Genomic DNA, 24,997 nt, shown 5'->3' on the forward strand with positions numbered 1-24,997 from the left:
CCGCCACCACCGGCTGGCGGCCGCCGTCGAGTTTCTCCACACCGCGACGCTGCTCCATGACGACGTGGTCGATGGGTCGGACATGCGGCGCGGCAAGGCCGCCGCCAACATCGTCTTCGGCAATCCGGCGACCGTTCTGGTGGGCGACTTCCTGTTTACCCGGGCCTTCGAACTGATGGTGGAGGACGGCAGCCTCAAGGTCCTCAAGATCTTCTCCAAGGCCAGTTCGATCATCGCCGAGGGCGAGGTGGACCAGCTCACCGCGCAGCGCCGGATCGAGACGAGCGAGGAGCACTACCTCCAGATCATTGGCTCCAAGACCGCCGCGCTGTTCGCCGCTGCTACCCGCATCCCCGCGATCGTCGCCGAGAAGAGCGAAGCCGAGGAACTGGCGCTCGATGCCTTCGGCCGCAACCTCGGCATCGCCTTCCAGCTCGTCGACGATGCGATCGACTACGATTCGGAAGCGTCCGAATCGGGCAAGGACAAGGGCGACGACTTCCGCGAGGGCAAGATGACCCTGCCGGTGATTCTCGCCTACGCGCGCGGCAGTGCCGAGGAGCGCAAGTTCTGGGAAGAAGCCATCGCCGGCTTCCGCACCGAGGACGAGGATCTTGCTCACGCGGTCGAACTCATCAACCGCCACGGCTGCGTGGATGCCACGCGCGAGCGGGCGCGGCACTATGCCCAGCGCGCGATCGACGCGATCGCCGGATTCCCGGCGGGCGAGGCGCGCACCGCGATGGCGGAAGCAGTCGAGTTCGCGGTCGCCCGGCGTTATTGACGGCAGCACGCGCAGGATTGCGACAGTCTGAAACAAAGCAGTAATTGCGGGGCGAGCCTGGCTCGACTATTGAAGCGCGGCCATGTCCTCTGATGCCGATCGGGCGGTCACGGGCTACCAGCCCGGCTCGCCCCGCCAACGCCTGATTTCCACGCTGCTGTCGGCGGCGATCATCGTCATCGCCTTGCTGATAGCGCTGTACCAGACGGCGGTGGCGCCTGCGCTCAAGAAGGCCCACAACCCGGTCACCTTCGACATTCCCGGCGAGGATGCAGACAGCGGCGCCAAGTCGCCCGACAAGGCCCAGCAGGCCGAGAAGGCCGAGGAGGACCAGCCCAAACAGACGGCAGTGGAGGTGGAGGCTCCGGTCCCGCCGGTCGAAACGCCCAAGCCCGCCGAAAAGCCTGCGTTCTCCTTCCTCAAGGTCTCTCGCGCCGATATGGCTTCGGCGGACATCGGCGCCATGAAGCGCTCGGGTAACGGCGATGCGGCGCCCGGCGGCGGTAACAGCGGCTCGACCTACGGACCGGGCGACGGGCCGGGCGGGGTGACGCTCTACAACGTGGAGTGGTACAGAGAGCCCACCAGTGCAGAGCTTGGCGGTTACTTGCCGGCGAAAATGCCCACCGAGGGCTGGGGACGCATCTACTGTCAGACAGTGGATCACTATCGGGTCGATAATTGCCGGATTATCGGTGAATCGCCACGCGGGTCCGGATTAGGAAGGGCTGTTCTTAATGCCGCATGGCAGTTTCAAGTCAGGCCGCCTCGGGTAAATGGCAAGCCTCAGATTGGCGAATGGATAGGCATCACGATCACTTACGATCGGCAAGGGGCGTTGAAGGCCAGCTGAGACTTACCCCGCCGCGCTCCAAGCCGCCGTACCAGGCTGCGACAGCCGCTCCAGCATCTCTTCCAGCGGCATGGGCCGCGCGATGAAGAAGCCCTGCGCCAGCGAGAAGCCGGCAAGCCGGGCGCTGACGAGCTGGTTCTCCGTTTCGATCCCCTCGATCACGCATTCCAGCGACAGCGAGCGGGCGAGGTGGCGGATCGCGGTGATCAGTCGCCGACCGGCGGCCTCATCCAATCGGGTCGCGAAGCTGCGGTCGATCTTGACCATGTCGAGCGGCAGCTGGTGGAGAGAGGACAGGCTGGAATAGCCGGTTCCGAAATCGTCGAGCGCGATGCGCATTCCGGTTTCGCGCAGTCGCTCCAGCGCAGCGTTGGCCATGTCCATCTCGGCGATGAGCGAGGATTCGGTGATTTCGATCAGCAGGCGCCGCGGGTCGCACCCGGACGCTGCGACACGCGCCAGCAGCGCGTCGATGGTGCCGGTATTGCCGATGTCGTTGCCCGACAGGTTGAACGATACCCGCAGCGGCGCGGGCAACCGGGCCAGCCCGTCCAGCGCCTTGTCGAACAGCGTCAGCGTCACTTCGCGTGCCCGCCCCAGGCGCTCGGCCGAAGCGATGAGCAGTTCGGGAGCAATCTCGCCGAGGCGCGGCGATTGCCAGCGCGCAAGGCACTCGACACCGATGGCATCGAGGTCCTCGGTGGCGACGATGGGCTGGAACACCAGCGAGAGTTCGTTTTCCAGATCGGCGCCCTGGAGCGCGGCGTCGATGGACTGCTCGGTCCGGATCAGGCGCTCCAGCTTTTCCGAGAACAGCACGCACTGGCCGCGCTTGTGGTTCTTGGCGTGATAGAGCGCGAAGTCGGCGCGGTCGTACAGCAGGTCGGCGCTCGCGGCGGTCTCGGGATAGACCGCGAGGCCCGCCGAGCAGCCCACGGAAACCAATACGTCGCCGATGCGCGCGGGCTCGCGGATCGCCTTGCACAGCTCGTTCGCGACGCGCTCGGCCTGGACCGGGCCGCCCATCACGATCAGGCCGAACTCGTCACCGCCAAGCCGGGCGACGATGGTATCGCCGGGGCACTGGCCCATCATCCGCCCGCCGATGATCTGCAGGAGCCGGTCGCCGTGGGCATGACCGTGGGTGTCGTTGACCGGCTTGAAGCGGTCGAGGTCGATCAGGCCGACGCTGAATACGTCGTCCGGGCCGGACCGCTGCAGCAGGCTCTCGAGAGTCGCGAAGAAGTACCGGCGGTTGGGCATGCCGGTCAGCGCATCCGTCTGGGCGAGGCGGGCGTTCTCCTCCCCCAGTACCTGCGCCTGCCGGCGTTCGACGTGAAGTTCGCGCTGCGAGGTTTCCAGATCGACGAAGGACCGGTACGAATCGCGCAGGATCTTGAGGATCACCATGGCGACGAGCACGATGTTGCAGGCGATCGCGATCAGGACCTCGGTGCCGATCCAGAACGAATAGGCGAGGAACGTCCCCAGCACGATGACGCTGACCGCCAGCGCCGCCAACGGCAGGAAACTGAGGCAGAACACGCAGCCCAGTACCGTCACGGACACGAAGACCGCGACGTGGCCATGCTCGTAGGGGCCGCCGTACTGGTCGAGCCACAGCGACCACGCGACGAAGGCCGGCGCCATCAGCACTGCGACGATCACGGTCCGCGACATGCTGCGCTTCGCGTAAGCGGGGTCAAGCTCGGCCGCGACCACGGGCCGCATCCACGTCATCATGCGGATCATGCAGGCGGCGATGAGGATCGCAGGGAAGGTGTAGACCAGCAGCGCCGGAGCCAGCCCGCGATGCGTGAACGCCAGCACGGCGGCGTTGATCGAGAGCAGGCCGTACATCGGCGGTATGTGCTCACGCAGCCGCAGATATTGTGCGACGCTGAGGGGATACTGGCCGGCGCGGTGCATTCTACGGTGGTCTGCAAATAGTTGAAGGGACAGCGTGAAGCGGTCTGTTATTGATGACAAGTCTTTAGGAAGGATGGACGCCTCGCCAAGATTGATCCGGTCTGGAGATAACCGACCGTAAATCGCCCTCACTCCGACGCTTTTGCGAGCAATCTCGATGCTTTCCTTGAGGGAGCGCCCGTTCTAGGGCTGCGCGCGTGATCACGCTTCCCATTCATGCCGTCCTGCCGGATCTGCTGGGCGTTCTGCGCGAAAACACCGGCGCGGTGCTGATCGCGCCCCCGGGCGCGGGTAAGACGACCGCGCTGGCGCCCGCGCTCCTGGACGAGTCCTGGTGCAGCGGCACCGTCATCCTGCTCAGTCCCCGCCGCGTTGCCGCGCGCGCCGCCGCCGAACGTATGGCCGAAGGGCTGGGTGAGCAGGCGGGCGGCACGATAGGCTACGTCACCCGCCTCGACGTCAAGCGCACCGCCCGTACCCGGGTGCTGGTAATGACCGAGGCGATCTTCGTCTCGACGATTCTGAACGACCCCGAGCTTGCCGGCGTTTCCGCCGTGCTGTTCGACGAGGCGCACGAACGGCATCTCGACAGCGACCTCGGGCTTGCGCTCGCCATCGAGAGCCGCGCGGTATTGCGCGAGGACCTGCGCGTCGTCATCATGTCCGCCACCATCGACGGCAGTCGCTTTGCCCGCCTTCTGGGCGAAGGAACCCCCGTCATCGAGAGCGCGGGCAAGGCGTGGCCGCTGGACGTGCGCTGGCTTGGTCACGCGCCCGACAGGCGGATCGAGGACGCGATGACCTCCGCGCTCCTGACGGCGTGGCGCGAGCAGACGGGCGACGTGCTCGCCTTCCTGCCGGGCGTGCGCGAGATCGAGCGCGTGGCCGAGGGGCTGGTGCAGAAGCTTCCCTCGGCGCTGGTCCTGCCGCTCCACGGCCAGTGTGAGCCCGGCGCCCAGCGCGCCGCAATCCGCCGGGATGCCGAAGGCCGCCGCCGCATCGTACTGGCCACCGCCATCGCCGAAACCTCGTTGACGCTGGACGGCGTCTCGGTGGTCGTCGACGCGGGGCTTTCTCGCCGCGCCGAATTCGACAAGGCGGCTGGCGTGACGCGGCTCGTCACCCACCGTGCCAGCCGTGCCTCTGCCGCGCAGCGTGCGGGGCGCGCCGCGCGTCAGGGACCGGGCGTGGCCTATCGGCTCTGGGAGGAGGCCGCGCACGCCGGCCGGCCCGAGTTCGACCCGCCGGAAATGCTCACCAGCGACCTCGCGCCGCTTACCCTGACGCTCGCGCAGTGGGGCGCCGGCGATCCCGCGGCGATGGCATGGCTCGATCCGCCGCCAATCCCCGCTCTGGACGCCGCGCGCAAGGGACTGGCGGCACTGGGCGCGCTCGACGGGGAAGGGCGGATAACGGCGTTCGGCGGCAAGGTGGCGAGCCTGCCGATGGACCCGGCGCAGGCGGCGATGATCCTGCGCGCGAGCGAACTCGGTGCGGGCGATGTCGCGGCGCGGCTCGCCCTCTTGCTGCAGGAACGCGGCCTTGGTGGGCGCAGCGACGACCTGGCGCAGCGTCTTTCGCGGTGGGACGGCGATCGATCCCCCCGTGCGCAAGCCTCGCGCAAACTCTCTGCGGGCTGGGCGCGGCGGGCTCAGGGGCTGGTCGATGCGCCCCGCGTGGTGGAGGACGTGCCCCCCGGCGTGCTGCTTGCCCTTGGCCGCCCGGACATGCTGGCGCGCCGCCGCGGTGCCTCGGGCGAAAACTGGCACAGCGCCGGAGGTAGAGGCTACGTGCTGGACCCCGCATCGCCGCTGGCCTCGCGCGAATGGATGGTGATCGGCGACGCGCAGGGGCAGGCCAAAGGCGCGCGCATCCTGTCGGGCGCGTCGCTAGAGCCGGCCGAGGTCGAGGCGTGGTTGTCCGATGCCATGGAGCGCCGCACCGTCCTGCGTTGGAACGAGGACGAGGGCCGTGTCGAGGCGCGCCTCGAGCGCAGGATAGGCGCGATAACATTGACGAGCGGACCCGACCCTTCGCCCGATCCCGAGGCGATCCGCGCCTTCCTGATCGACCGCATCCGCGCGCGCGGGCTGTCGCTCGTGCCGCTTGGCAAGGCCGCGCAATCGCTGCTGCGCCGCGCGCGCTACGCCGGGATCGCCGCGCTTTCCGAGGAAGCGCTGCTCGCAGACCTGGAGGAGTGGCTCGGTCCGCTACTCGGTCGCCGCCTCGATGCGCTTGACGGCGCTGCGCTCTCGCAGGCGCTGCGAAACCGGCTGGACTGGGACGACCAGCAGGCGCTCGAGCGGCTGGCCCCGCCCGAGTTCCGCAGTCCCGCCGGCACCGCGCATGCGATCGACTACGAGGACGAGGGCGGCCCCTCGGTCGAAGTTCGGGTGCAGGCGCTGTTCGGGCTCGACCGTCATCCCGGCTTCGGCCAGCCTTCGCAGCCGCTGCTGCTCAAGCTGACCTCGCCCGCGGGCAGCCCGATCCAGACCACGCGCGACCTGCCGGGCTTCTGGCGCGGTTCGTGGCGCGACGTGCAGCGGGACATGAAGGGCCGCTACCCCCGCCACCGCTGGCCGGACGAACCGTGGACCGAAGACCCCAGCCTCAAGACCCGCAATGCGTTCGAGCGGGGCCGGAAGGCATGATTCGCGCTTGATTTCCGGCCCGATTCGGGGGCAAGGCATTGGCCCATGAGCGCACGCATCTATCAACGCCCGAAGAACGCCATGCAGTCCGGCAAGGCGCTGCTCGACCAGTGGATTCTCGAATTCACCCCGGCCGAAGCGAAGAAGCCCGACCCGCTGATGGGATGGGCCGGCTCGGGCGACATGCAGCAGCAGGTCGTCCTGCGGTTCCCCACCAGCGACGAGGCCAAGGCTTACGCGGACCGCTACGGCATCGAGGCCGAAGTGCACGTCACTCCGCCGCGCCGCCTCAAGATCCAGGCCTATGCCGACAACTTCCGCTGAGATCAGCGCCGGTTAGGTTTGTCTCGGCATAGGGCTGGACAAACCCGATCGACCTCGCCATATGCCCGCCCGGGAGTCGGGCGGGCGTTTTCGTCCGCCAACTTGGTCAGGTCCGGAAGGAAGCAGCCACAACGGATTGCGGCGGGTCGCCCGGCTCCTTCTTCTCTACATCGTTAATTCTCCGGCCTTTGCGCTCCTTGCAGCGCGAAGGCTGTGGAGGACGGCGCTTTTCCCCTGACATTCCCCGGCCCAGCCCCTAGTTTGGGCGACGATGGACGATTCACGCGACATGTTCGGCGACACGCCTCCCTGGGACGACGAAGACGAGGACCAGGACGCGCCCGACGCTGCCGAATTGGAGGCGGCCGGGCAGCAGTCGATGTTCGGCGAGCCTGAGGCCGTAGCACCCGAACCGGAAGCCGCTCCCACCGCTGCGGAACTCGAGGAGGCAGGCCAGTCGGCGATGTTCGCGGCGCCTGCGCCCGAGCCCGCCAAGCCCTCGCCCGTGCCCAAGGCTGACGCGGCCCCGGCAGCGGCGCAGCCCTACCGCGTACTCGCGCGCAAGTACCGCCCGCAGACTTTCGCGGAGCTGATCGGGCAGGAGGCGATGGTCCAGACGCTGGCCAACGCCATCAAGCGCGACCGGCTGGCGCATGCCTTCCTGATGACTGGCGTGCGCGGGGTGGGCAAGACCTCGACCGCGCGGCTGATCGCCAAGGCCCTCAACTGCATCGGCCCGGACGGACAGGGCGGCCCGACCATCGACCCCTGCGGCAAGTGTGAGCCCTGCATCGCCATCGCCGAGGGCCGCCACATCGACGTGATCGAGATGGACGCCGCCAGCCACACCGGCGTCGACGACGTCCGAGAGATCATCGAGGCAGTGCGTTATTCGGCCGTCTCGGCGCGCTACAAGATCTACATCATCGACGAAGTTCACATGCTGTCCCGCAATGCTTTCAATGCGTTGCTGAAGACGCTCGAGGAACCGCCCGCGCATGTGAAGTTCCTCTTCGCGACGACCGAAGTGGACAAGCTGCCGGTCACGGTGCTGTCGCGCTGCCAGCGCTTCGATCTGCGCCGCATCCCCGCGCCGATGCTCGCTGGGCACTTCGCGCATGTCTGCCGCCAGGAGGGGGTCGAGGCCGAGGACGAAGCGCTGGCCATGGTCGCCGCGGCCGCCGAAGGTTCGGTGCGCGATGGCCTGTCGATCCTCGACCAGGCGATCGCCCATGCAGACCTAGACGGCGAGGGTCAGGTCAGCGCCGACAAGGTGCGCGACATGCTTGGGCTCTCGGACAAGAGCGTCCAGCGCGGGCTGGTTTCCGCAATCCTCGAAGGGCGGGGGCCCGACCTGCTCGACATCGTCGCACGCCAGTTTTCGCTCGGCGTCGAGCCGATCGCGATGATGCGCGGGCTGATGGACCTGACCCACCGCATCGCCGTCGCGCAGGTGGCCGGAAATGCCGCCGATGCCCATTCGACCGAGGAGCGCGAAGCGATCGAGGGCTGGGCCAAGGGCCTGCGCGCCGGCCAGCTCCACCGCCTCTGGCAATTGCTGCTCAAGGGCCATGACGAGGTGAAGTCCGCACCCGATCCACTGGTGGCGGCGCAGATGGCGCTGCTGCGGATCATGCACGCCTCCGACATGCCCGATCCCGGCGCGCTGGTGCGCAAGCTGGAAGAGATCGCCGCGCGCGCTCCCGCCGCTCCAGCAGCGGTCGAAGGCGGTGCTGCAGCGCCTAGCGCGCCGTCAGGCTTCACTCCGGCGGCGGTCACGCCGCGTTGGGAAGCGCTGGTCGACGATGTGGAGCATATCGGTGAACTGTCCACCGCCAACACCATGCGCATGCAGGTGCGCGTGGTGGAGCTGGCCCAGGGCCTGCTGCGCTATACCCAGCCGCCGGCCTTCAAGGAGGACGTAGTCGCCATCGTGCGGGCCGGGCTCCAGAAGGCCACGGGCGAGCGCTGGCAGGTCGAGCGTGTAGATGCGGAAGGCGCGCCCACCCTAGTCGAGATCGCCGAAGTGAAGAAGGCGGCCGATGCCGAGGCGCTGCGCACTTCTCCGCTGGTCGAGGCGACCTTGGCTGCCTTTCCGGGCGCCGAATTGATCGAAGACGACCGTCCGGCCGCGATCGGCGGCGGTCAGCGCAATTGGAGACGTTGAGATGAAGTCGATGGAAGAGATGATCCAGGCCGCCCAGCAGGCCGCCGAGACCATCCAGAAGCAGATGAACGAAACGCAGGGCAAGCTCGACCAGATGGAGGTCGAGGGGCTTTCCGGCGGCGGGCTCGTCAAGATTCGCTGCTCTGCCAAGGGCCGTGTCATCGGTGTGGCGATCGACGACAGTCTCATGCAGCCGAGTGAAAAGTCGATCCTCGAGGACCTGATCGCCGCGGCCTACAACGACGCGCGCGTCAAGGCGGACTCGGTCGCCAACGAGGAACTGGCCAAGGCGCAGTCGGGCATGGGCCTGCCCCCGGGCTTCAAGCTGCCGTTCTGAAGCGATACGGTGCTCGGCAGGTTCGTTGTCGGCGGTTTTTCGGTTATGATTCAACGCGAATTGTCCTAAATTTCGCCTATTCGGGTCTGCCGGGCGACCATGCCCTGCGCTGCGTAATCCGAGTAGACCGGGTGCCTCGATACTGGACGTGATTGCCCCCCGATGCCTCCGTGATGGATGAAGCCCCAAGTGTAGCGGCCCAATTTGGAGCGTAATGACAAGGTGCAGGGTCGGGCGCTTCCCACAGGCTTTCGCCAGCAAAAGATTGCAAGGCGGCGTGAAGACCCCATATCGTCCGCCAAGAGCCGGGGCGGCTGCAGGCAGTCCTCCGTGCGTGATGATTGGATATTGCTTTGAACCTGCTTCCGCTTCTGCCTCTGCGTGACATCGTCGTCTTCCCGGGCATGGTCGTGCCACTGTTCGTCGGCCGCGAGAAATCCGTGGCCGCGCTCGAAGCGGCGATGGCTGGGGATAAGGACATCTTCCTGCTCGCCCAGCTCGACCCGGGTTGCGACGATCCCGACCGCGACGATCTCTACGATACGGGCGTGGTCGCCAGCGTGCTGCAGTTGCTCAAGCTGCCGGACGGCACCGTGCGCGTTCTGGTCGAAGGCCAGGACCGGGCGCGCCTCGAAACGCTGCGCTCCGAAACCACCGATGACGGCGAGATGCTGGTCGCGGGCGTGGAAATGCTCGATCCCGTCGAGGCCGAGGGCACCGAAGTTTCGGCGATGATGCGCACGGTCGTCGACCAGTTCGGAGAATACGCCAAGCTCAACAAGAAGCTGAGCCAGGATGCCGGCGAACAGCTGGGCGATATCGAGGATGCGGCCAAGCTGGCCGACACCGTCGCTGCGCAGCTTTCCGCCAAGGTATCCGACAAGCAGGCGGTGCTGTCCGAGCCCGACCCGCTCAAGCGGCTGGAAATGGTCTATTCCTTCATGGAAGGCGAACTCGGCGTCCTGCAGGTCGAGCGCAAGATCCGTGGCCGCGTGAAGCGGCAGATGGAGAAGACCCAGCGCGAGTACTACCTCAACGAACAGCTCAAGGCGATCCAGTCCGAGCTGGGCGGCGGCGAGGGCGACGAGGCGAACGAGCTTCAGGAACTGGCCGAGCGGATCGAGAAGACCCGCCTGTCCAAGGAAGCCAAGGAAAAGGCCGTTGGCGAGCTGAAGAAGCTCAAGTCGATGCAGCCGATGAGCGCCGAGGCAACCGTCATCCGCAACTACCTCGACGTGCTGCTGGGCCTGCCCTGGGGCAAGAAGAGCAAGCTCAAGCGCGATATATCGACCGCGCAGGACATCCTCGACGCCGACCACTATGCCCTCGACAAGGTCAAGGACCGCATCATCGAGTATCTTGCGGTGCAGGCGCGTACCAACAAGCTGAAGGGGCCGATCCTGTGCCTCGTCGGTCCGCCGGGCGTTGGCAAGACTTCGCTGGGCAAGTCGATCGCCAAGGCCACGGGCCGCGAGTTCATCCGCCAGTCGCTGGGCGGCGTGCGCGACGAGGCCGAGATCCGCGGCCACCGCCGGACCTACATCGGTTCGCTGCCGGGCAAGATCGTCACCAACCTGCGCAAGGCCGGCAAGTCGAACCCGCTGTTCCTGCTCGACGAGATCGACAAGCTCGGTCAGGACTTCCGCGGCGATCCGGCCTCGGCGCTGCTCGAAGTGCTCGATCCGGAGCAGAACGCGAAGTTCCAGGACCACTACCTGGAACTCGACATCGATCTTTCGGACGTGATGTTCGTGTGCACCGCGAACAGCCTGAACCTGCCGCAGCCGCTGCTCGACCGCATGGAGATCATCCGTCTGGAGGGGTACACCGAGGACGAGAAGGTCGAGATCGCCGAGCGTCACCTCGTCGCCAAGCAGGTGGAGGCGCACGGTCTCAAGAAGGGCGAGTTCACGCTGACGCAGGAGGGCCTGCGCGACCTGATCCGCTATTACACCCGCGAGGCCGGCGTGCGCACGCTCGAGCGCGAGATCGCGCGGCTGGCGCGCAAGTCGCTGCGCCAGATCCTCGAAGGCAAGGCCACCGAGGTCACCATCACGGCGGACAACCTGGCAGACTATGCCGGAGTGCGTAAGTTCCGCCACGGCATGGGTGAGGAGGAGCATCAGGTCGGTGCGGTGACGGGCCTTGCCTGGACCGAAGTCGGCGGCGAACTGCTGACGATCGAGGCGGTGACAGTCCCGGGCAAGGGCGCGATCAAGGCTACCGGCAAGCTCGGCGACGTGATGAACGAGTCGATCCAGACCGCGTTCAGCTTCGTACGCGCCCGCTCGCCCGCCTATGGCATCAAGCCGAGCGTCTTCAACAAGAAGGACATCCACGTCCACATGCCTGAAGGTGCGGTGCCGAAGGATGGTCCTTCGGCAGGTGTCGGCATGGTCACTTCGATCGTCTCGACGCTGACCGGTATTCCGGTGCGCAAGGACATCGCCATGACCGGCGAAGTCACGCTGCGTGGCCGGGTGCTGCCGATCGGCGGACTCAAGGAAAAACTGCTGGCCGCACTGCGCGGCGGCATCACCACGGTGCTGATCCCGGAAGAGAACCGCAAGGACCTCGCCGAGATCCCGGACAACGTGAAGCAGGGGTTGGAGATCATCCCTGTCGCTCACGTCGACGAAGTGCTGGCCAAGGCTCTTACGGAGCCGGTCACGGCGATCGAGTGGACCGAGGCGGACGAACTGGCCGCAGCGCCGCCGCCGCACACGGCTGCGACGGGTGCCACTGCGCATTGATGGTGGCGGCGCCATTTGACTTCGCGGTAATGGAATGAATCAAGGGCGTCGGTTATCCGGCGCCCTTTTCATATGGGACGATCATGCCTGGTGGCTGTCGCTCCCGCGGGCGCTGGATAGTCAGGGCGCCAGGGCGGTCTACTTGGCCCGACGCCCGCGCCCGCGATCTGTCCTGAGCGGGAAAGATTTATCCATCCGCCCACGATCTTCATCGAAATACATGTCAGAAATCCGGTTCCGAGGCGCCAGTCTATCCCCGTTGTCTCTGATAACATTAGGCAAAGCCCAGTCTGCGGAACGAGAAGTCCTGTTGGAAAACAACACAACTTGTCATGATTTGTATAAGGACTGAAAATTGACGAGTTATCGGCGGAGGCGTACTCTTCCTGCCGACAACTTGTGAGGGTGTGATCGGTGGGGGAAGCAATCAGTCTTGGTCCGGTGCGCGGACGTGCGCGCATAGATGTCATGGATGTGCTGCGCGGTATTGCGATACTGGGCATCCTGTTCATGAACATCCCCTTCATGGCCACGAACCCCGCGATCTGGATGGATGACGTGCGCCGTCTGTCATGGTCACCCTTGGACGCGACGACTTGGGCCGCCATCGACATCTTCTGGAGCGGCACCCAGCGCGGTCTGTTCGAGTTCCTTTTCGGTGCGGGCGTCATGGTGCTTACCGCACGGGCAATGCGGCCCGAGGACCCGGTCGCAGTGGCAGATCTCTACTATCGGCGTAACCTGCTGCTGGTCGCCTTCGGCCTCATCGATATCTTCGTCATCGCGTGGGTCGGCGACATCTTGCTCGCGTATGGCCTGTCCGCGCTGTTCCTGTTCCCCTTCCGAAAGGCCTCGCCCAAGATCCTGCTGGCGATGGGCCTGGGCTTTGCCGCGTTTGTCGCGGTAACCGGGACGATCGGATATACCGGCCGGATCGAGATGATCGACAAGGTAGAAGTTCTGGAGAAGAAACAGGCCGATGGTGTCAAGCTCGGCGAAAAGGACAAGAAGACGATCGCGGAATGGCAGGAAAAGCGCGACGCCCACGATCTTTCCAAGCCGCCCAGCAAGGATACCCAGGACAAGATCAAGGCCGAGAACGAGGCGCATGCGGGCAATCCCTGGATGTTCCTCAGGAATAACTGGACCGTGTGGAACAAGATATTCGGCGACGGGCATGGCACTTTGTTCACGATAGTCGAGGCGGTCTGCGCCATGTTCATCGGCATGGCGCTGTGGAAGTGGGGCGTCATCCAGGGGCAGAGACCGGTCCGTTTCTATGCGATCACCGCTGTCGCCGCCTACGCCGTGGGCTGCGGGCTGCGGGCTTGGAATGTCGCCGAACTCTATACCTTCACGCTGGACCCCAAATCGGGTTGGATCACCCACGAGTTCGCGCGTCTCGCGGTGACGCTGGGGCACGTCGCGTTCTTCAACCTCGTCATGAAGACCGCTGCCGGACGGAATGTCCTTGCGCCGTTCAAGGCGGTGGGGCGGATGGCCTTTTCGATCTACGTGCTGACCAGCGTGGTCACGCTCTGGTTGATCTTCGCGCCGTGGGGCCTCGACCTGTGGGGCAAGTTCGGTTGGGCTCAGCTGGCGCTCGCCGCGGCGGTCATCGACGTGTTCATGCTGGTCTTTGCGAACGTCTGGCTGCGTTACTACCTCAGCGGACCGTTGGAATGGGTCTGGCGATCGCTCGCCTACGGCAAGCGCCAGCCCTTCGTCCGCCACCCCGCCGAGCCGGCCGCGCCGGGGACGCTTGCCCCTGCCTGACGACACCGGTGGGGTACAGGGGGCGCTTGCCCTCGATGTAGTCTGGCTGTAACCCGCCGCCTTCACATTGGGCGTTCCCGCCCGCTCGCCCCGTGCGAGCCCGGGCCGGGCGCTGCTGGAAGGATCATGCCATGGGTTATCGGGTTGTCGTCGTCGGGGCGACCGGAAATGTCGGCCGGGAAATCCTCAACACCATGGCCGAGCGCGAATTTCCGGCCGACGAGATCGCGGTGCTGGCCTCGTCGCGCTCGATCGGGGTGGAGATCGAATACGGCGACACCAACCGTATGCTCAAGGTCAAGAACCTGGAGCACTTCGACTTCGCGGGCTGGGACATCGCCCTGTTCGCCGCAGGCTCGGAAGCGACCAAGGTCTATGCGCCCAAGGCCGCCGCGGCGGGCTGCGTGGTGATCGATAACTCGTCGCTCTACCGCATGGACCCGGACGTGCCGCTGATCGTGCCCGAGGTGAACCCGGACGCGATCGACGGCTACAAGGCGCGCAACATCATCGCCAACCCCAACTGCTCGACCGCGCAGATGGTCGTCGCGCTCAAGCCGCTGCACGACAAGGCCCGGATAAAGCGCGTCGTCGTCTCGACCTATCAGTCGGTTTCCGGCGCGGGCAAGGACGGCATGGACGAGTTGTTCGAGCAGAGCCGCGCGATCTTCGTGGGCGACTCCGTCGAGCCGCGCAAGTTCACCAAGCAGATCGCCTTCAACGTGATCCCGCACATCGACGTCTTCCTCGACGACGGCTCCACCAAGGAGGAGTGGAAGATGGTGGTCGAGACCAAGAAGATCCTCGACCCGAAGATCAAGGTGCAGGCCACCTGCGTGCGCGTGCCGGTCTTCGTCGGGCACTCGGAGTCGCTGAACATCGAGTTCGAGGACGAGATTTCCGCCACCGAGGCACAGGACATCCTGCGCGAGGCACCGGGTGTGATGCTCGTCGACAAGCGCGAGGACGGCGGATACGTCACTCCGGTCGAGGCCGTGGGCGACGGCGCCACTTACGTGAGCCGCGTGCGCGAGGACCCGACGGTGGAGAACGGGCTGGCGCTGTGGTGCGTGTCGGATAACCTGCGCAAGGGCGCGGCGCTCAACGCGGTGCAGATCGCGGAACTGCTGGGACGGCGCCACCTCAAGAAGGGGTGAGCCGCGGGCCCGATACATAAAGGAGGTCGAGGATGGACAAGGTAGAGACGAAGACGGCGCTGGAGCTTATCGCCAGCCGGCTGACCACGCTTTCCGGCGTCCTCGACAAGGCCGAGGCCGGCCAGGGCGCCGATGCACTCGACGCCCTGGCCGGCGCTCGCCTCGCTGGCGACATGCACCCGCTCGCCTGGCAGGTCGCCTCCGTCTGCGCGCAGGCGCAGCAGTTCCTCGACTGGAGCCGGGGCGGCGACGTGCCCAACGCCGTTGCACCCGTCACGAGCTGGAGCGACGCGCGCGCGTTGCTTGCCGATACCCGGGCCGAGATCACGGTAGCGGCGGCGGAGGGCCTCTCGGCGCCTGACGCCAAGCGCATTACGATCGCGGCCATGGGTGTCTACGTGGACCTTACGGACCGGCGCTACCGCGACCACTGGATCCTGCCCAACCTCTACTTCCACCTCAGCATCGCCTACGCCATCCTGCGCATGAAGGGCGTGGGACTCGGCAAGGCGGACTTCATGGCCCACATCATCGGCGACCTCAGGCCCATCGCGGCACAGGAGACCGAGGCCGCCGAGGCATGATCCGCGCGATGGGCGGCGGCTGCCAGTGCGGCCGCGTGCGCTACACGGCGGAAGTGGAGCCCGAGGAGGCTTACCTCTGCCATTGCAGGATGTGCCGCAAGGCCACCGGCGGCGTCTCCATCGCCTATTCGAACGCTCCGCCCGAAAAGGTGACCTGGCACAGCGAGCCGGACTGGTACCAGTCCTCGCCCATTGCGCATCGCCCGTTCTGCTCGCACTGCGGGACACCGCTCGGCTTCGCGTTCCTGGACGGGAAGGGGAACATCGACATCACCGTAGGCAGCTTCGATGATCCGACCCCGTTCCGGCCCAGCAAGAACTACGCCACCGAAAGCATGTTGACCGCATGGACCGACACGCGGCACCTGCCCGGCATGACGAGCGCTGAAAATCCCAACGTGGTGAAGCGCTGGGAAGATGCGGGGCTCGAACCGCCCGAATGACGCCATAGCTAAAGCGAGATTGCCTTGAGTGATGTGACTACCGAGTTCGTCGAAGGCTTCGGCGGTGCGAAGCTCGCCGTTCACCGCACGGGGGACACCGGGGCGCGGCCGCTGGTACTTCTCCACGGACTGTTCTCCAGCGCCGAGGTGAATTGGATCAAATTCGGCAATGCCAAGATACTCGCCGACGCGGGGTTCGACGTCATCATGCCGGACCTTCGCGCCCACGGACAGAGCGACGGGCCGCATGATCCTGCGGCCTATCCCGCCGACGTGCTGGTGCGGGACCTGAAGGCGGTGATCGATGCCCACGGCCTTTCCGACTACGACCTCGGCGGTTTCTCGCTCGGGTCGCGCACGGCGGTGCGCGGCGTCCTGGCGGGCCTCGCGCCGCGGCGGCTGGTTCTGGGCGGCATGGGCCTGACCGGGTTGTCCGGCTGGGCCCGGCGCAGCGCGCATTTCGTGGACGCCATCGACCGCTTCGGCTCGATCGAGCGCGGCGACAAGGCCTTCGTCGCGCAGGCCTTCATGAAGACCATGAAGATCGACCGCGTCGCCGCGCGCCTGCTGCTGGGCTCGGTGGACGATACGTCGCCCGGCGCCATCGCGCAGGTGACGATGCCGACGCTCTGCGTCAGCGGCGCCGACGACCACGACAATGGCTCCGCCCCCGAACTCGCCGCCGCGCTGCCGGACGGGACTTACGTCGAGACGCCGGGCAATCACATGTCGTCGGTGACCTTCAAGGACATGGGCAGGGCGATCGCGGCGTTCCTTGTCTGACGGGCCGGGGGCACGGCGGCTGCTGATCCAGACTGCCCTCCGCCGGATGCCGCTCGCGCCGCGTGGCTCGTGCCAATCCGGTTTTGACGCGCGCTGCCGGCGGGTGTATGTAGAAAAAGAAAAAATACAGAGGTCGTCATCCATTTGTCTTCCAAGGGGGGGTGAGCAATGGCGACTGTGGTATCAAGATTACCGGCCGCGCGAAGCGATCGGAACTTCTTTACCGGCATGGCCCTGTTTTTTATCGTTATTAGTGCGGCCGGATTCTGGCAGAGTTTTTATCTCGCGTCGTGGTTCGGCACCAAGCCTCTTTCTCCCATCATGCATCTGCACGGGGTGGTGATGACCGCCTGGGTGCTGTTCTTCCTCCTCCAGACCGCTTTCGTGCGCAATGCCCGCGTGGAGGCGCATCGGCGCTGGGGAATGGTCGGACTGCTGCTGGCGGGCGCCGTCGGCGCTACTTCGCTGGCGACCGTCATGGCCACGCTGGGCGCGGGACGGCTCGATAAGTCGGTGCCGGTGGAGATATTCCTCGTCTTCCCGATCGGCCTGTCGCTGATGTTCTGGCTGCTGGTCGGCTGTGCGGTCTACTGGGTTCGCGATGCTGCCACCCACAAGCGCCTGATGGTGCTGGCCACGCTGGCGACGATGGCCACCCCGATCGCCAGGCTCAGGCTGCCTTTTCTTCCGCCTGCTGCGCTGGGCGGTAATATTGCTGTGATCGCGCTGATCCTGCCGCTGGTTCTTCACGACCTGTCATCTTTCAGGCGAGTCCACCCTGCGACCGTCTGGGGCGGCGGCTTCATCGCGGCGATGCTGCCGCTGCGGCTGCTGGTCGCTCACACCGATGCGTGGAAAGCCTTCGTCGGCTGGTTGGGCGCTACGTAGCAAAGCCTGGCATGGGGGGCGGCGAAGGCCGCTTTCCTACAGCACCTGCGTAGCGGTAGGCTGCAGCCATGATCCGTTCCGGTGGCTTCCCGAAAAGTGTCTGGCCCGCGTCACTACGCGCTCCAGGCGGGAGGGTGACACCTGTAACCTGCAGGGTGACAGTTCACCCTTTGGACCGTGTAAACCGTGTAAACCTGTCACCTCGGGCGAGCCTCGGGAAAATCCGTCCCGCGGTGTTGATCTGCCGCTCGCTGCGTCTAGTCTCGGCGCCAATCGAAGGTTCGAAAAGGGGCACCCATGAAATTCGCATCCACCGCGCTGGCTGCGCTCGCCGCAAGCCTGTCGTTCGCCGCCGCGCCGGCACTGGCGCAGGAGGCGCCCGCCTACCCGATGACGGCCGACGGCGCCGCGAAGTTCGTCGCCGACGCCGAGAAGGACCTCTTCGACTTCTCGATCGACAACGCCCGCATCAACTGGGTCAACTACACCTACATCACCGACGACACCGACGGCCTTGCCGCCAAGTCGAACGGCGAACTGACCGAGAAGCAGGTGAAGTACGCGGTCGAGGCGGCCAAGTTCGCCAGGGTCGGCGGGCTCGACGCCGACGTCTCGCGCAAGCTCGGCATCCTGCGCCAGGGCATCGTCCTGCCCGCGCCCACCACGGCCGGTGCGGCGGCGCAGCTCAGCGAGATTTCCACGCGCCTGTCCTCCACCTACGGCAAGGGCAAGGGCACGCTGGACGGCAAGCCGATCAACGGCTCGGACATCGAGGCCGAGATGGGCAACCTCGAGCGTACGCCTGCCGAGTTCGCCGAGATGTGGACGACCTGGCACGACAACGTCGGCAAGCCCATGAAGGGCGATTACGTCCAGATGGTCGGCATCGCCAACCAGGGCGCCAAGGAGCTCGGCTATGCCGACGTGGGCGCGATGTGGCGCTCAGGGTATGACATGACGCCCGAACAGTTCGCCGCCGAAACGCAGCGCCTGTGGGAGGAGACCAAGCCGCTCTACCTCGCGCTGCATACTTACGTGCGCCGCAAGCTCAACGAGAAGTACGGCGACGCCGTGCAGCCGCGCACCGGCCCGATCCGTGCCGATCTGCTGGGCAACATGTGGGCCCAGGAGTGGGGCAACATCTACCCGCTCGTCGCGCCCGCGGGGGCGGGTGATCTCGGCTACGACGTGGGCGAGCTGCTCAAGGCGAAGCAGAAGACGCCGATCGACATGGTCAAGGCGGGCGAGGGCTTCTACTCCTCTCTCGGCTTCGATCCGCTGCCGGACACGTTCTGGGTCCGCTCGATGATAACCAAGCCCGCCGATCGCGAGGTGATCTGCCACGCCTCTGCCTGGGACGTCGACAACAAGGACGACCTGCGCATCAAGATGTGCACCAAGGTGAACTCCGAGGACTTCACCACGATCCACCACGAACTGGGCCACAACTACTACCAGCGCGCCTACAACAAGCAGCCGTATCTCTACCTCAACGGTGCCAACGACGGCTTCCACGAGGCGATCGGCGATTTCGTGGCGCTGTCGATCACGCCGCAGTACCTCGTCCAGATCGGGCTGCTCGACAAGGCCAAGGTCCCCAGCGCCGACAAGGACACCGGGCTGCTGCTGCGCCAGGCGATGGACAAGGTGGCGTTCCTGCCCTTCGGCCTGCTGATCGACCGCTACCGCTGGGGCATCTTCGACGGCACGATCAAGCCGGCCGACTACAACAAGGCCTGGACGCAGCTGCGTCTCGAGTACCAGGGCATCACGCCGCCCTCGGCGCGGCCGGACGATGCCTTCGATGCGGGCGCCAAGTACCACATCCCGGGCAACACGCCCTATACGCGCTACTTCCTCGCGCGCATCCTGCAGTTCCAGTTCTACCAGGCGGCTTGCAAGCAGGCCGGGTGGAAAGGCCCGCTGCACCGGTGCAGCTTCTATGGCAACAAGCAGGTCGGCGCCAAGCTGAACGCGATGCTGGAGATGGGCCAGTCCAAGCCTTGGCCCGAGGCGCTGAAGGTGTTCACCGGCTCGCCGCAGCTGAGCGCCAAGCCGATGCTCGACTACTTCGCGCCGCTCAAGAAGTGGCTCGACGAGCAGAACAAGGGTGAAAAGTCCGGCTGGTAAGCACCGCGGCCCGGCGCCTCAGCGCGAAGTCCGAGCCGTAGAAGTCCCGCACGAAGGCTTCCTGGCTCGGATCGAGCGCGGGGGGCATGGCCCCGCCGCAGCGGTTGAGGCGGGGCAGGGCGCCGAGCTCGGACAAGCCTGTGATGTCGCCAAGCAGGCCGAGGGCCTCGTAGGGGACGAGAGTGTCGATGCGGCATTCGCCCCGTGCATCGGTGAGATACCAGCTCTGCGGGCGGAAGATGTGGTCGATGTCGAAGAGGCTGCGCGCGGTGGCGAGGTGGTCGATCGCGTCGTCGACGCAGGCGAATGCGCGGTAGCGCGCGTTGAACGGCCGGGCCACCGCGCGGTCCCGCGTGCCATCGCTGCGGGCGTAGCGGTAGGCCGAGAGAAACCGGGCGACCGGGTCGCGCACGATGGCGAAGCTGGGAAGGTCGAGCACGTCTGGCGCCACCATGGCGTAGTAGCGCACCGTCTCGTGCTTGATCTGCTCGCCGTAGAGGCGGTCGCATACCGAGGTGCCGGCGTTCTTGGGCACGTGGATAAACAACACGCCGTTCTGGCGGATGGCGGCGATACGGTCGCGGCGGCGGGTATTCGGCGGATAGGGAATGTGCCAGCGCGAAACCCGCTCGGGCACGTCGCTGAGGAGACGGACGCCGAATGCCGAAGCGATCAGGCGCTTGATGCCGGTGGTGCCGGGCGGTCCGGGACGGCGTGCGGGGGAGAGGGGCTGGTGCATGGCCGGCGCATTATCCCGCCGATTTTGGCGGCGAATTTCATGATGTTGCACTTGTGTACGCAGCACAAATCCCGCGTTTGCCGACTCGCCAGCCTGCGTGGATGTGCTAGGCATCCGGCAAGGAGGCGTGATGGGACTGCTTGAAAATGACGTCGAGGTGGTACGACAGATCGACATCGTCCCGACCATCCTCGACACCGTCTGCCGCCTCACCGGCATGGGCTTCGCTGCCGTAGCCCGCGTCACCGAGGATCGCTGGATCGCGTGCGAGGTTCTGGACAAGATCGGCTTCGGCCTGCTTTCAGGCGGAGAACTGAAGGTCGAGAGCACGATCTGCCATGAAATCCGACAGTCCGGCCAGGCCGTCGTCATATCCGACGTGCAGGCGGACCCGGTCTACTGCAACCACCACACGCCTGCGTTCTACGGGCTGCGCAGCTACATCTCCATGCCGATCATGCGTGCGGACGGGAGCTTCTTCGGCACCCTTTGCTGCATCGATCCCAATCCCGCCGATCTTGGCCGGCCTGAAGTCCAGGCCACGTTTCGGATGTTCGCGGACCTCCTGGCCTTTCATCTGGACGCGGCGGACAAGCTGTCGGCGTCGGAACAGAAGCTCGCGGTCGAAGTCGAGGCGGGCGAGCTTCGCGAGCAGTTCATCGCCGTCGTCGGGCATGACTTGCGCAATCCGCTCGCCGCGATCGGCGCCGGGGTGACGATGTTGCGCAAGGCGCCCGATCCTGCGCGCGCGGAAGTCATCCTCGACCAGATGGAGCGCAGTTCCGGGCGGATGTCGCTGCTGATCGACAACATCCTGGACTTCGCACGCGGCCGGCTCGGCGGGGGGCTTACGCTGGAGCACCGGGAAGAGGACATCGCGCCGGTCATCGCCGAGGTCGCCGCGGAACTCGCCGCCAGCCATCCGGGCGGCGACCTGCGGCTAAAATGCGATCCGGGCCCTGCATTCGTGCGCTGCGACCGCCAGCGGATCGCGCAGTTGCTGTCAAACCTGCTGGGCAACGCCTTCACCCACGGCGACCCCGGCAAGCCGATCACCGTGGAGTACACGGTGCGGGAAGGGAGCTTCGCGCTGTCGGTGACGAACCGCGGCGCCGAGATCCCGCTCGATGCACGCGCGCGGTTGTTCCACCCCTTCGCGCGCGGCAATGGCGGCGCTGGACGGGAGGGGCTGGGCTTGGGGCTCTACATCGCGTCCGAGATCGCCAAGGCGCACGGGGGTGCGCTCTCGGTCGCTTCCTCGCCCGAGCGGACGAGCTTCACGTTCACCATGCCGCTATCGGGCGGGGCCTGAGCGGGACCGTCGTCCCCGGCCGGAGCCGGGAACGCGGCGGTATTCACCGAAACGGCGGCTCGTTGAAGGCGCGCAGCTTGCGCGAATGCAGGCGGTCGCCCTGTTCGCGCAGGAGGTCGCAGGTGATGAGGCCGATCTTGAGGTGGCTGGCGATCGCCTCCTCGTAGAAGCGGTTGGCCTGGCCGGGGAGCTTGAGCTCGCCGTGGAGCGGCTTGTCCGAGACGCAGAGCAGGGTGCCGTAGGGCACGCGGAAGCGGTAGCCCTGGGCACTGATCGTCGCGCTTTCCATGTCGATGCCGATCGCGCGGCTGAGCGAGAAGCGCTTCGCCGAATCGGTGTAGCGCAGCTCCCAGTTGCGGTCGTCGGTCGTGACCACGGTGCCTGTGCGCATGCGCTTCTTGAGGTTGGCGCCGCCACCGCCGCTGACGATCTCGGCCGCCTGCGCGAGCGCCATCTGGACTTCGGCGATGGCGGGAAGCGGGATTTCGGGCGGGAGCACCGGGTCGAGGACGTGATCGTCGCGAAGGTAGGCATGGGCGAGCACGTAGTCGCCGATGCGCTGGCTTTCGCGCAGGCCGCCGCAGTGGCCGATCATCAACCAGGCTTCGGGGCGCAGGACCGCGAGGTGGTCGGTGATGGTCTTGGCGTTGGACGGACCGACGCCGATGTTGACCAGGGTGACGCCCGAGCGGTCCTCGCGGATGAGGTGATAGGCGGGCATCTGGTGGCGGCGCCACGCCGTGTCGGACAGGCGCGCGCGGGCGTTGTCGATCGGCGCGTCGAGATAGAGGCCGCCGGCGCCCGAAAGCGCGACATAGCCGTCGGTGCCGACCTGCTTGCCTGCCCAGTCAACGAATTCATCGACATAGCGGTGATAGTTCGTGAACAGGATGAAGCGCTGGCAGTGCTCCGGGCTGGTTCCGGTATAGTGCGCAAGTCGTGCGAGGCTGAAGTCGGTGCGTAGGCCATCGAACAGCGCGAGGGGCTGTGGTTCGTCGCCCCCGCACAGGAAGGTGCCGTCGGCGATCTCGTCGCCGATCATGGCGAGTTCGGTGCTCGGGAAGTGGCTCGCCAGTTCCTGCGGCGTCACCGCGCCGACCGGCACGCCGTCCAGCACGTAGGGGAACGGGATCTCCTGCGTGGAGGCGACGACTTCGAATTCGACCTCGTACTCCGCCTCGATCAGTGCGAGTTGTTCGGAAAGGTAGTCGGCGAAGAGGTGGGGGCGGGTGACCGTGGTGGAATAGGTGCCGGCCACTTCGAGCCGTCCGAATGCGCGCGAGGCCCGCGCGGCGCGCTCGGTGCCGCGATAGGTGATGCGCAGCTCCGGGTAAGTCCAGGCGCGCTGGGCGCGGCGATCGGTGGGGGGGAGAGTGCCGTGCTCGACGAAGGCGGTGATATCGGCCTTGAGAGTGGAGACAGCGGCTTCGTAGACGCGGACCAATTCCGCGAGGGTTTCTTTCATCATCTGCATGGCCATCTATTACGCAATCTCTGTTGCGGCGCAATAGGGCCCGTTCAGGGCAGGGGTGTGACGACTAGGAGGCGAGTTCCAGCGCCAGGTATGACACGGTCTTGCCGTTCCCGAGCAGCGCTTCGCCCACCGGCGCGAAGCCGAGGGCCTTGTGGAATGCCTCGGATGCGGGGTTCGGTGGGTCGGAGTTGACCTCGCAGACGATCCGCTCATGGCCGGCAGCGCGTGCGGCGCCGAACAGGTGAGTATAGAGCTGGCGTGCAAGGCCGCGCCCGCGCGCTTCGGGAGCGGTGACCACGCGGTCGATGTAGACGAAGCTGGCGTAGCGCTCCGCGAACCACCGGTAGTTGGGACTGTCGTAGGCAGCGCCCGGCGCGAAGGCGAGGAGCATGGCATCGACCGTGCCGACGCGGGCCGCAAGGAATGCCTCGGCCACCAGCATCCCCATGCGCGTCTCGTCCGCCCACGACAGTTCGACGGCATGGGCGTTGTTGAGCGCCAGCATGGCGGCGCGCAGGGGTGCATCGGCGCGGTAGTCGGCGGTGGTGACGGTCGTGATCATTCTCGGTGTCCCACATAGGAAAAGGCCCCCGCTCCGATGGAGCGAGGGCCTTTCGATCCTTTGGCAAAAGCCGAAGGTCAGGCTCAGGCCTGAGCTTCGCCCTCTTCCTCGGCTTCTTCGACCGCGATTTCGCCGGGTTCGGCGTTCGGGTCGTAGGCTTCGGTGAAGCCCGAGACGTCCTGTTCGAACATCGCGGCCATCACGTCCACGCCCTGCGTCTGCAGTTCGGCCTCGTCGGGCGAACGTGCGACGTTGACCTTGACGTTGACCGAGACTTCGGGGTGCAGGCTGACCTTGACGTCGAAGATGCCGAGCGTCTTGATCGGGCGTTCCAGCACGATCATGTTCTTGGTCAGGTTCGCGCCGTCGGCGTTCAGGGCGTCGACGATGTCACGCACCGAAACCGAACCGTAGAGCTGGCCCGAGTTCGACGAAGCGCGGATCAGGACGACCTGCTTGCCTTCGACGTCGGTCGAGTGCGTCTGAGCAGCCGTGCGGCGCTCGGCGTTCTCTGCCTCGATCTTGGCGCGGTTGGCCTCGAAGACCTTCTTGTTGCGATCGTTGGCGCGCAGGGCCTTCTTGTTGGGAAGAAGGTAGTTGCGTGCGTAGCCGTCCTTGACGGTGACGACGTCGCCGATGGCGCCGAGCTTTTCGACGCGTTCCAGGAGGATGATGTCCATTGGGTCAGTCCCTCCTTACTTGACGATGAAGGGAAGCAGGCCGATGTGCCGGGCGCGCTTGATCGCCTGGCCCAGCTCACGCTGCTTCTTGGCGGAAACCGCCGTGATGCGGCTCGGAACGATCTTGCCACGCTCGGACATGAAGCCCTGGAGCAGACGAACGTCCTTGTAGTCGATCTTCGGCGCGTTCTTGCCCGAGAACGGGCAGGACTTGCGGCGGCGGAAGAATGCACGTGCCATGGAGGTCAGTTCCCTTCACGTTCGCGACGGCGAGTACGCTCGCGGTCGCTCTTGCGCATCATGACCGAAGGGCCGTCCTCGTGCTCGTCGACGCGGATGGTGACGAAACGGATGACGTCTTCGTTGATCGAGGTCTGGCGCTCGAGCTCGGCGACGGTGGCGCCGTTGGCTTCGATGTTCAGCATCACGAAGTGCGCCTTGCGGTTGCGCTTGATCTTGTAGGCGAGGTTCTTGAGGCCCCAGGTCTCGGTCTTCATGACCTTGCCCTGGTTCGACTCGACGATCTCGCTTGCGGCGGTAGCCAGCGCATCGACCTGCGCTTGGCTGAGGTCCTGGCGTGCCAGGAAAACGTGTTCATATAGAGCCACGGCAGCTTCCTTTTCTCAACATAACCGATCGCTGGCTTGTCCGCGGGATTGCGGGGCCCCTCC

At 66.0% G+C, this 24,997-nt stretch carries 22 protein-coding genes and 1 other RNA gene; 16 read left to right on the plus strand and 7 right to left on the minus strand.

The features are described from left to right. Together PMI02_RS21060 and PMI02_RS21065 are read left to right on the plus strand one after the other, a co-directional pair. The coding region (locus PMI02_RS21060; protein WP_007686709.1) for a polyprenyl synthetase family protein at nt 1–784 on the plus strand (784 nt) is incomplete at its 5' end. An 82-nt stretch (nt 785–866) separates the two neighbouring features. After that, a complete protein-coding gene (locus PMI02_RS21065) occupies nt 867–1,637 on the plus strand; it encodes a hypothetical protein (RefSeq protein WP_007686710.1) in 771 nt (256 codons plus the stop codon). 3 nt (nt 1,638–1,640) lie between these two features. On the opposite strand, the gene PMI02_RS21070 is transcribed toward PMI02_RS21065, so the two are convergent. Beyond that, nucleotides 1,641–3,566, minus strand: coding sequence for a bifunctional diguanylate cyclase/phosphodiesterase (locus PMI02_RS21070; protein ID WP_007686713.1), 1,926 nt, complete (start codon nt 3,564–3,566; stop codon nt 1,641–1,643). 197 nt (nt 3,567–3,763) lie between these two features. On the opposite strand from PMI02_RS21070, the gene hrpB reads away from it, so the two are divergent. The 13 genes from hrpB (at nt 3,764) to PMI02_RS21130 (ending at nt 19,559) form a co-directional block, all read left to right on the plus strand. After that, nucleotides 3,764–6,217, plus strand: a complete 2,454-nt coding sequence (gene hrpB, locus PMI02_RS21075) for an ATP-dependent helicase HrpB (protein WP_007686715.1) — start codon at nt 3,764–3,766, stop codon at nt 6,215–6,217. A gap of 45 nt (nt 6,218–6,262) precedes the next feature. After that, nucleotides 6,263–6,541, plus strand: coding sequence for an ETC complex I subunit (locus PMI02_RS21080; protein ID WP_007686717.1), 279 nt, complete (start codon nt 6,263–6,265; stop codon nt 6,539–6,541). A gap of 69 nt (nt 6,542–6,610) precedes the next feature. Next, nucleotides 6,611–6,705, plus strand: an RNA gene (gene ffs / locus PMI02_RS26590) — signal recognition particle sRNA small type. Nucleotides 6,706–6,812: 107 nt separating this feature from the next. Further along, entirely contained in the window at nt 6,813–8,708 is a 1,896-nt protein-coding gene (locus PMI02_RS21085) for a DNA polymerase III subunit gamma/tau (RefSeq protein WP_007686719.1), read from the plus strand. Nucleotide 8,709: 1 nt separating this feature from the next. Beyond that, complete coding sequence (locus PMI02_RS21090; protein ID WP_007686721.1) at nt 8,710–9,045, plus strand: YbaB/EbfC family nucleoid-associated protein; 336 nt, start codon at nt 8,710–8,712, stop codon at nt 9,043–9,045. Nucleotides 9,046–9,449: 404 nt separating this feature from the next. Beyond that, nucleotides 9,450–11,798 (plus strand): endopeptidase La, encoded by a 2,349-nt coding sequence (gene lon, locus PMI02_RS21095; protein ID WP_238539130.1) that lies wholly within the window; start codon nt 9,450–9,452, stop codon nt 11,796–11,798. Between the two features lie 414 nt (nt 11,799–12,212). After that, the gene (locus tag PMI02_RS21100; RefSeq protein WP_007686725.1) at nt 12,213–13,574 is read left to right on the plus strand and encodes a DUF418 domain-containing protein; all 1,362 of its coding nucleotides are present in this window, start codon (nt 12,213–12,215) and stop codon (nt 13,572–13,574) included. 131 nt (nt 13,575–13,705) lie between these two features. After that, nucleotides 13,706–14,731: an aspartate-semialdehyde dehydrogenase gene (locus PMI02_RS21105; RefSeq protein WP_007686727.1), complete on the plus strand. Its 1,026-nt coding sequence runs from the start codon at nt 13,706–13,708 to the stop codon at nt 14,729–14,731. A 32-nt stretch (nt 14,732–14,763) separates the two neighbouring features. Then, complete coding sequence (locus PMI02_RS21110) at nt 14,764–15,315, plus strand: DUF1993 family protein (protein ID WP_007686729.1); 552 nt, start codon at nt 14,764–14,766, stop codon at nt 15,313–15,315. Continuing rightward, on the plus strand, nt 15,312–15,758 hold the full coding sequence (locus PMI02_RS21115; RefSeq protein WP_007686731.1) for a GFA family protein: 447 nt from the start codon (nt 15,312–15,314) through the stop codon (nt 15,756–15,758). The genes PMI02_RS21110 and PMI02_RS21115 overlap by 4 nt, the downstream gene beginning before the upstream one ends. A 24-nt stretch (nt 15,759–15,782) precedes the next feature. Beyond that, nucleotides 15,783–16,541, plus strand: coding sequence for an alpha/beta fold hydrolase (locus tag PMI02_RS21120; protein ID WP_007686734.1), 759 nt, complete (start codon nt 15,783–15,785; stop codon nt 16,539–16,541). A gap of 168 nt (nt 16,542–16,709) precedes the next feature. Next, a complete protein-coding gene (locus tag PMI02_RS21125) occupies nt 16,710–17,429 on the plus strand; it encodes a hypothetical protein (RefSeq protein WP_007686736.1) in 720 nt (239 codons plus the stop codon). Nucleotides 17,430–17,726: 297 nt separating this feature from the next. Continuing rightward, the gene (locus PMI02_RS21130) at nt 17,727–19,559 is read left to right on the plus strand and encodes a M2 family metallopeptidase (RefSeq protein WP_007686739.1); all 1,833 of its coding nucleotides are present in this window, start codon (nt 17,727–17,729) and stop codon (nt 19,557–19,559) included. Here the strand turns inward: PMI02_RS21130 and PMI02_RS21135 are convergent. Next, nucleotides 19,510–20,298: a sulfotransferase family 2 domain-containing protein gene (locus PMI02_RS21135; RefSeq protein WP_007686741.1), complete on the minus strand. Its 789-nt coding sequence runs from the start codon at nt 20,296–20,298 to the stop codon at nt 19,510–19,512. The genes PMI02_RS21130 and PMI02_RS21135 overlap by 50 nt on opposite strands. 130 nt (nt 20,299–20,428) lie before the next feature. On the opposite strand from PMI02_RS21135, the gene PMI02_RS21140 reads away from it, so the two are divergent. Beyond that, on the plus strand, nt 20,429–21,610 hold the full coding sequence (locus tag PMI02_RS21140; protein WP_007686743.1) for a GAF domain-containing sensor histidine kinase: 1,182 nt from the start codon (nt 20,429–20,431) through the stop codon (nt 21,608–21,610). Nucleotides 21,611–21,653: 43 nt separating this feature from the next. Here PMI02_RS21140 and PMI02_RS21145 read toward each other — a convergent pair whose 3' ends face one another. The 5 genes from PMI02_RS21145 to rpsF form a co-directional block, all read right to left on the minus strand. Continuing rightward, the gene (locus PMI02_RS21145; protein ID WP_036504901.1) at nt 21,654–23,084 is read right to left on the minus strand and encodes an AMP nucleosidase; all 1,431 of its coding nucleotides are present in this window, start codon (nt 23,082–23,084) and stop codon (nt 21,654–21,656) included. Nucleotides 23,085–23,148: 64 nt separating this feature from the next. Further along, nucleotides 23,149–23,646 carry a GNAT family N-acetyltransferase gene (locus tag PMI02_RS21150; protein WP_007686747.1) on the minus strand — a complete coding sequence of 166 codons (498 nt, stop codon included), beginning with the start codon at nt 23,644–23,646 and terminating at the stop codon, nt 23,149–23,151. An 83-nt stretch (nt 23,647–23,729) separates the two neighbouring features. Continuing rightward, on the minus strand, nt 23,730–24,326 hold the full coding sequence (rplI, locus tag PMI02_RS21155; protein WP_007686750.1) for a 50S ribosomal protein L9: 597 nt from the start codon (nt 24,324–24,326) through the stop codon (nt 23,730–23,732). A gap of 15 nt (nt 24,327–24,341) precedes the next feature. Next, nucleotides 24,342–24,566, minus strand: a complete 225-nt coding sequence (gene rpsR / locus PMI02_RS21160) for a 30S ribosomal protein S18 (protein ID WP_007686754.1) — start codon at nt 24,564–24,566, stop codon at nt 24,342–24,344. 5 nt (nt 24,567–24,571) lie between these two features. Next, nucleotides 24,572–24,934, minus strand: coding sequence for a 30S ribosomal protein S6 (gene rpsF, locus PMI02_RS21165; RefSeq protein ID WP_007686756.1), 363 nt, complete (start codon nt 24,932–24,934; stop codon nt 24,572–24,574). Nucleotides 24,935–24,997 lie beyond the last annotated feature (63 nt).

This window comes from Novosphingobium sp. AP12 (assembly GCF_000281975.1).
Lineage (GTDB): Bacteria > Pseudomonadota > Alphaproteobacteria > Sphingomonadales > Sphingomonadaceae > Novosphingobium.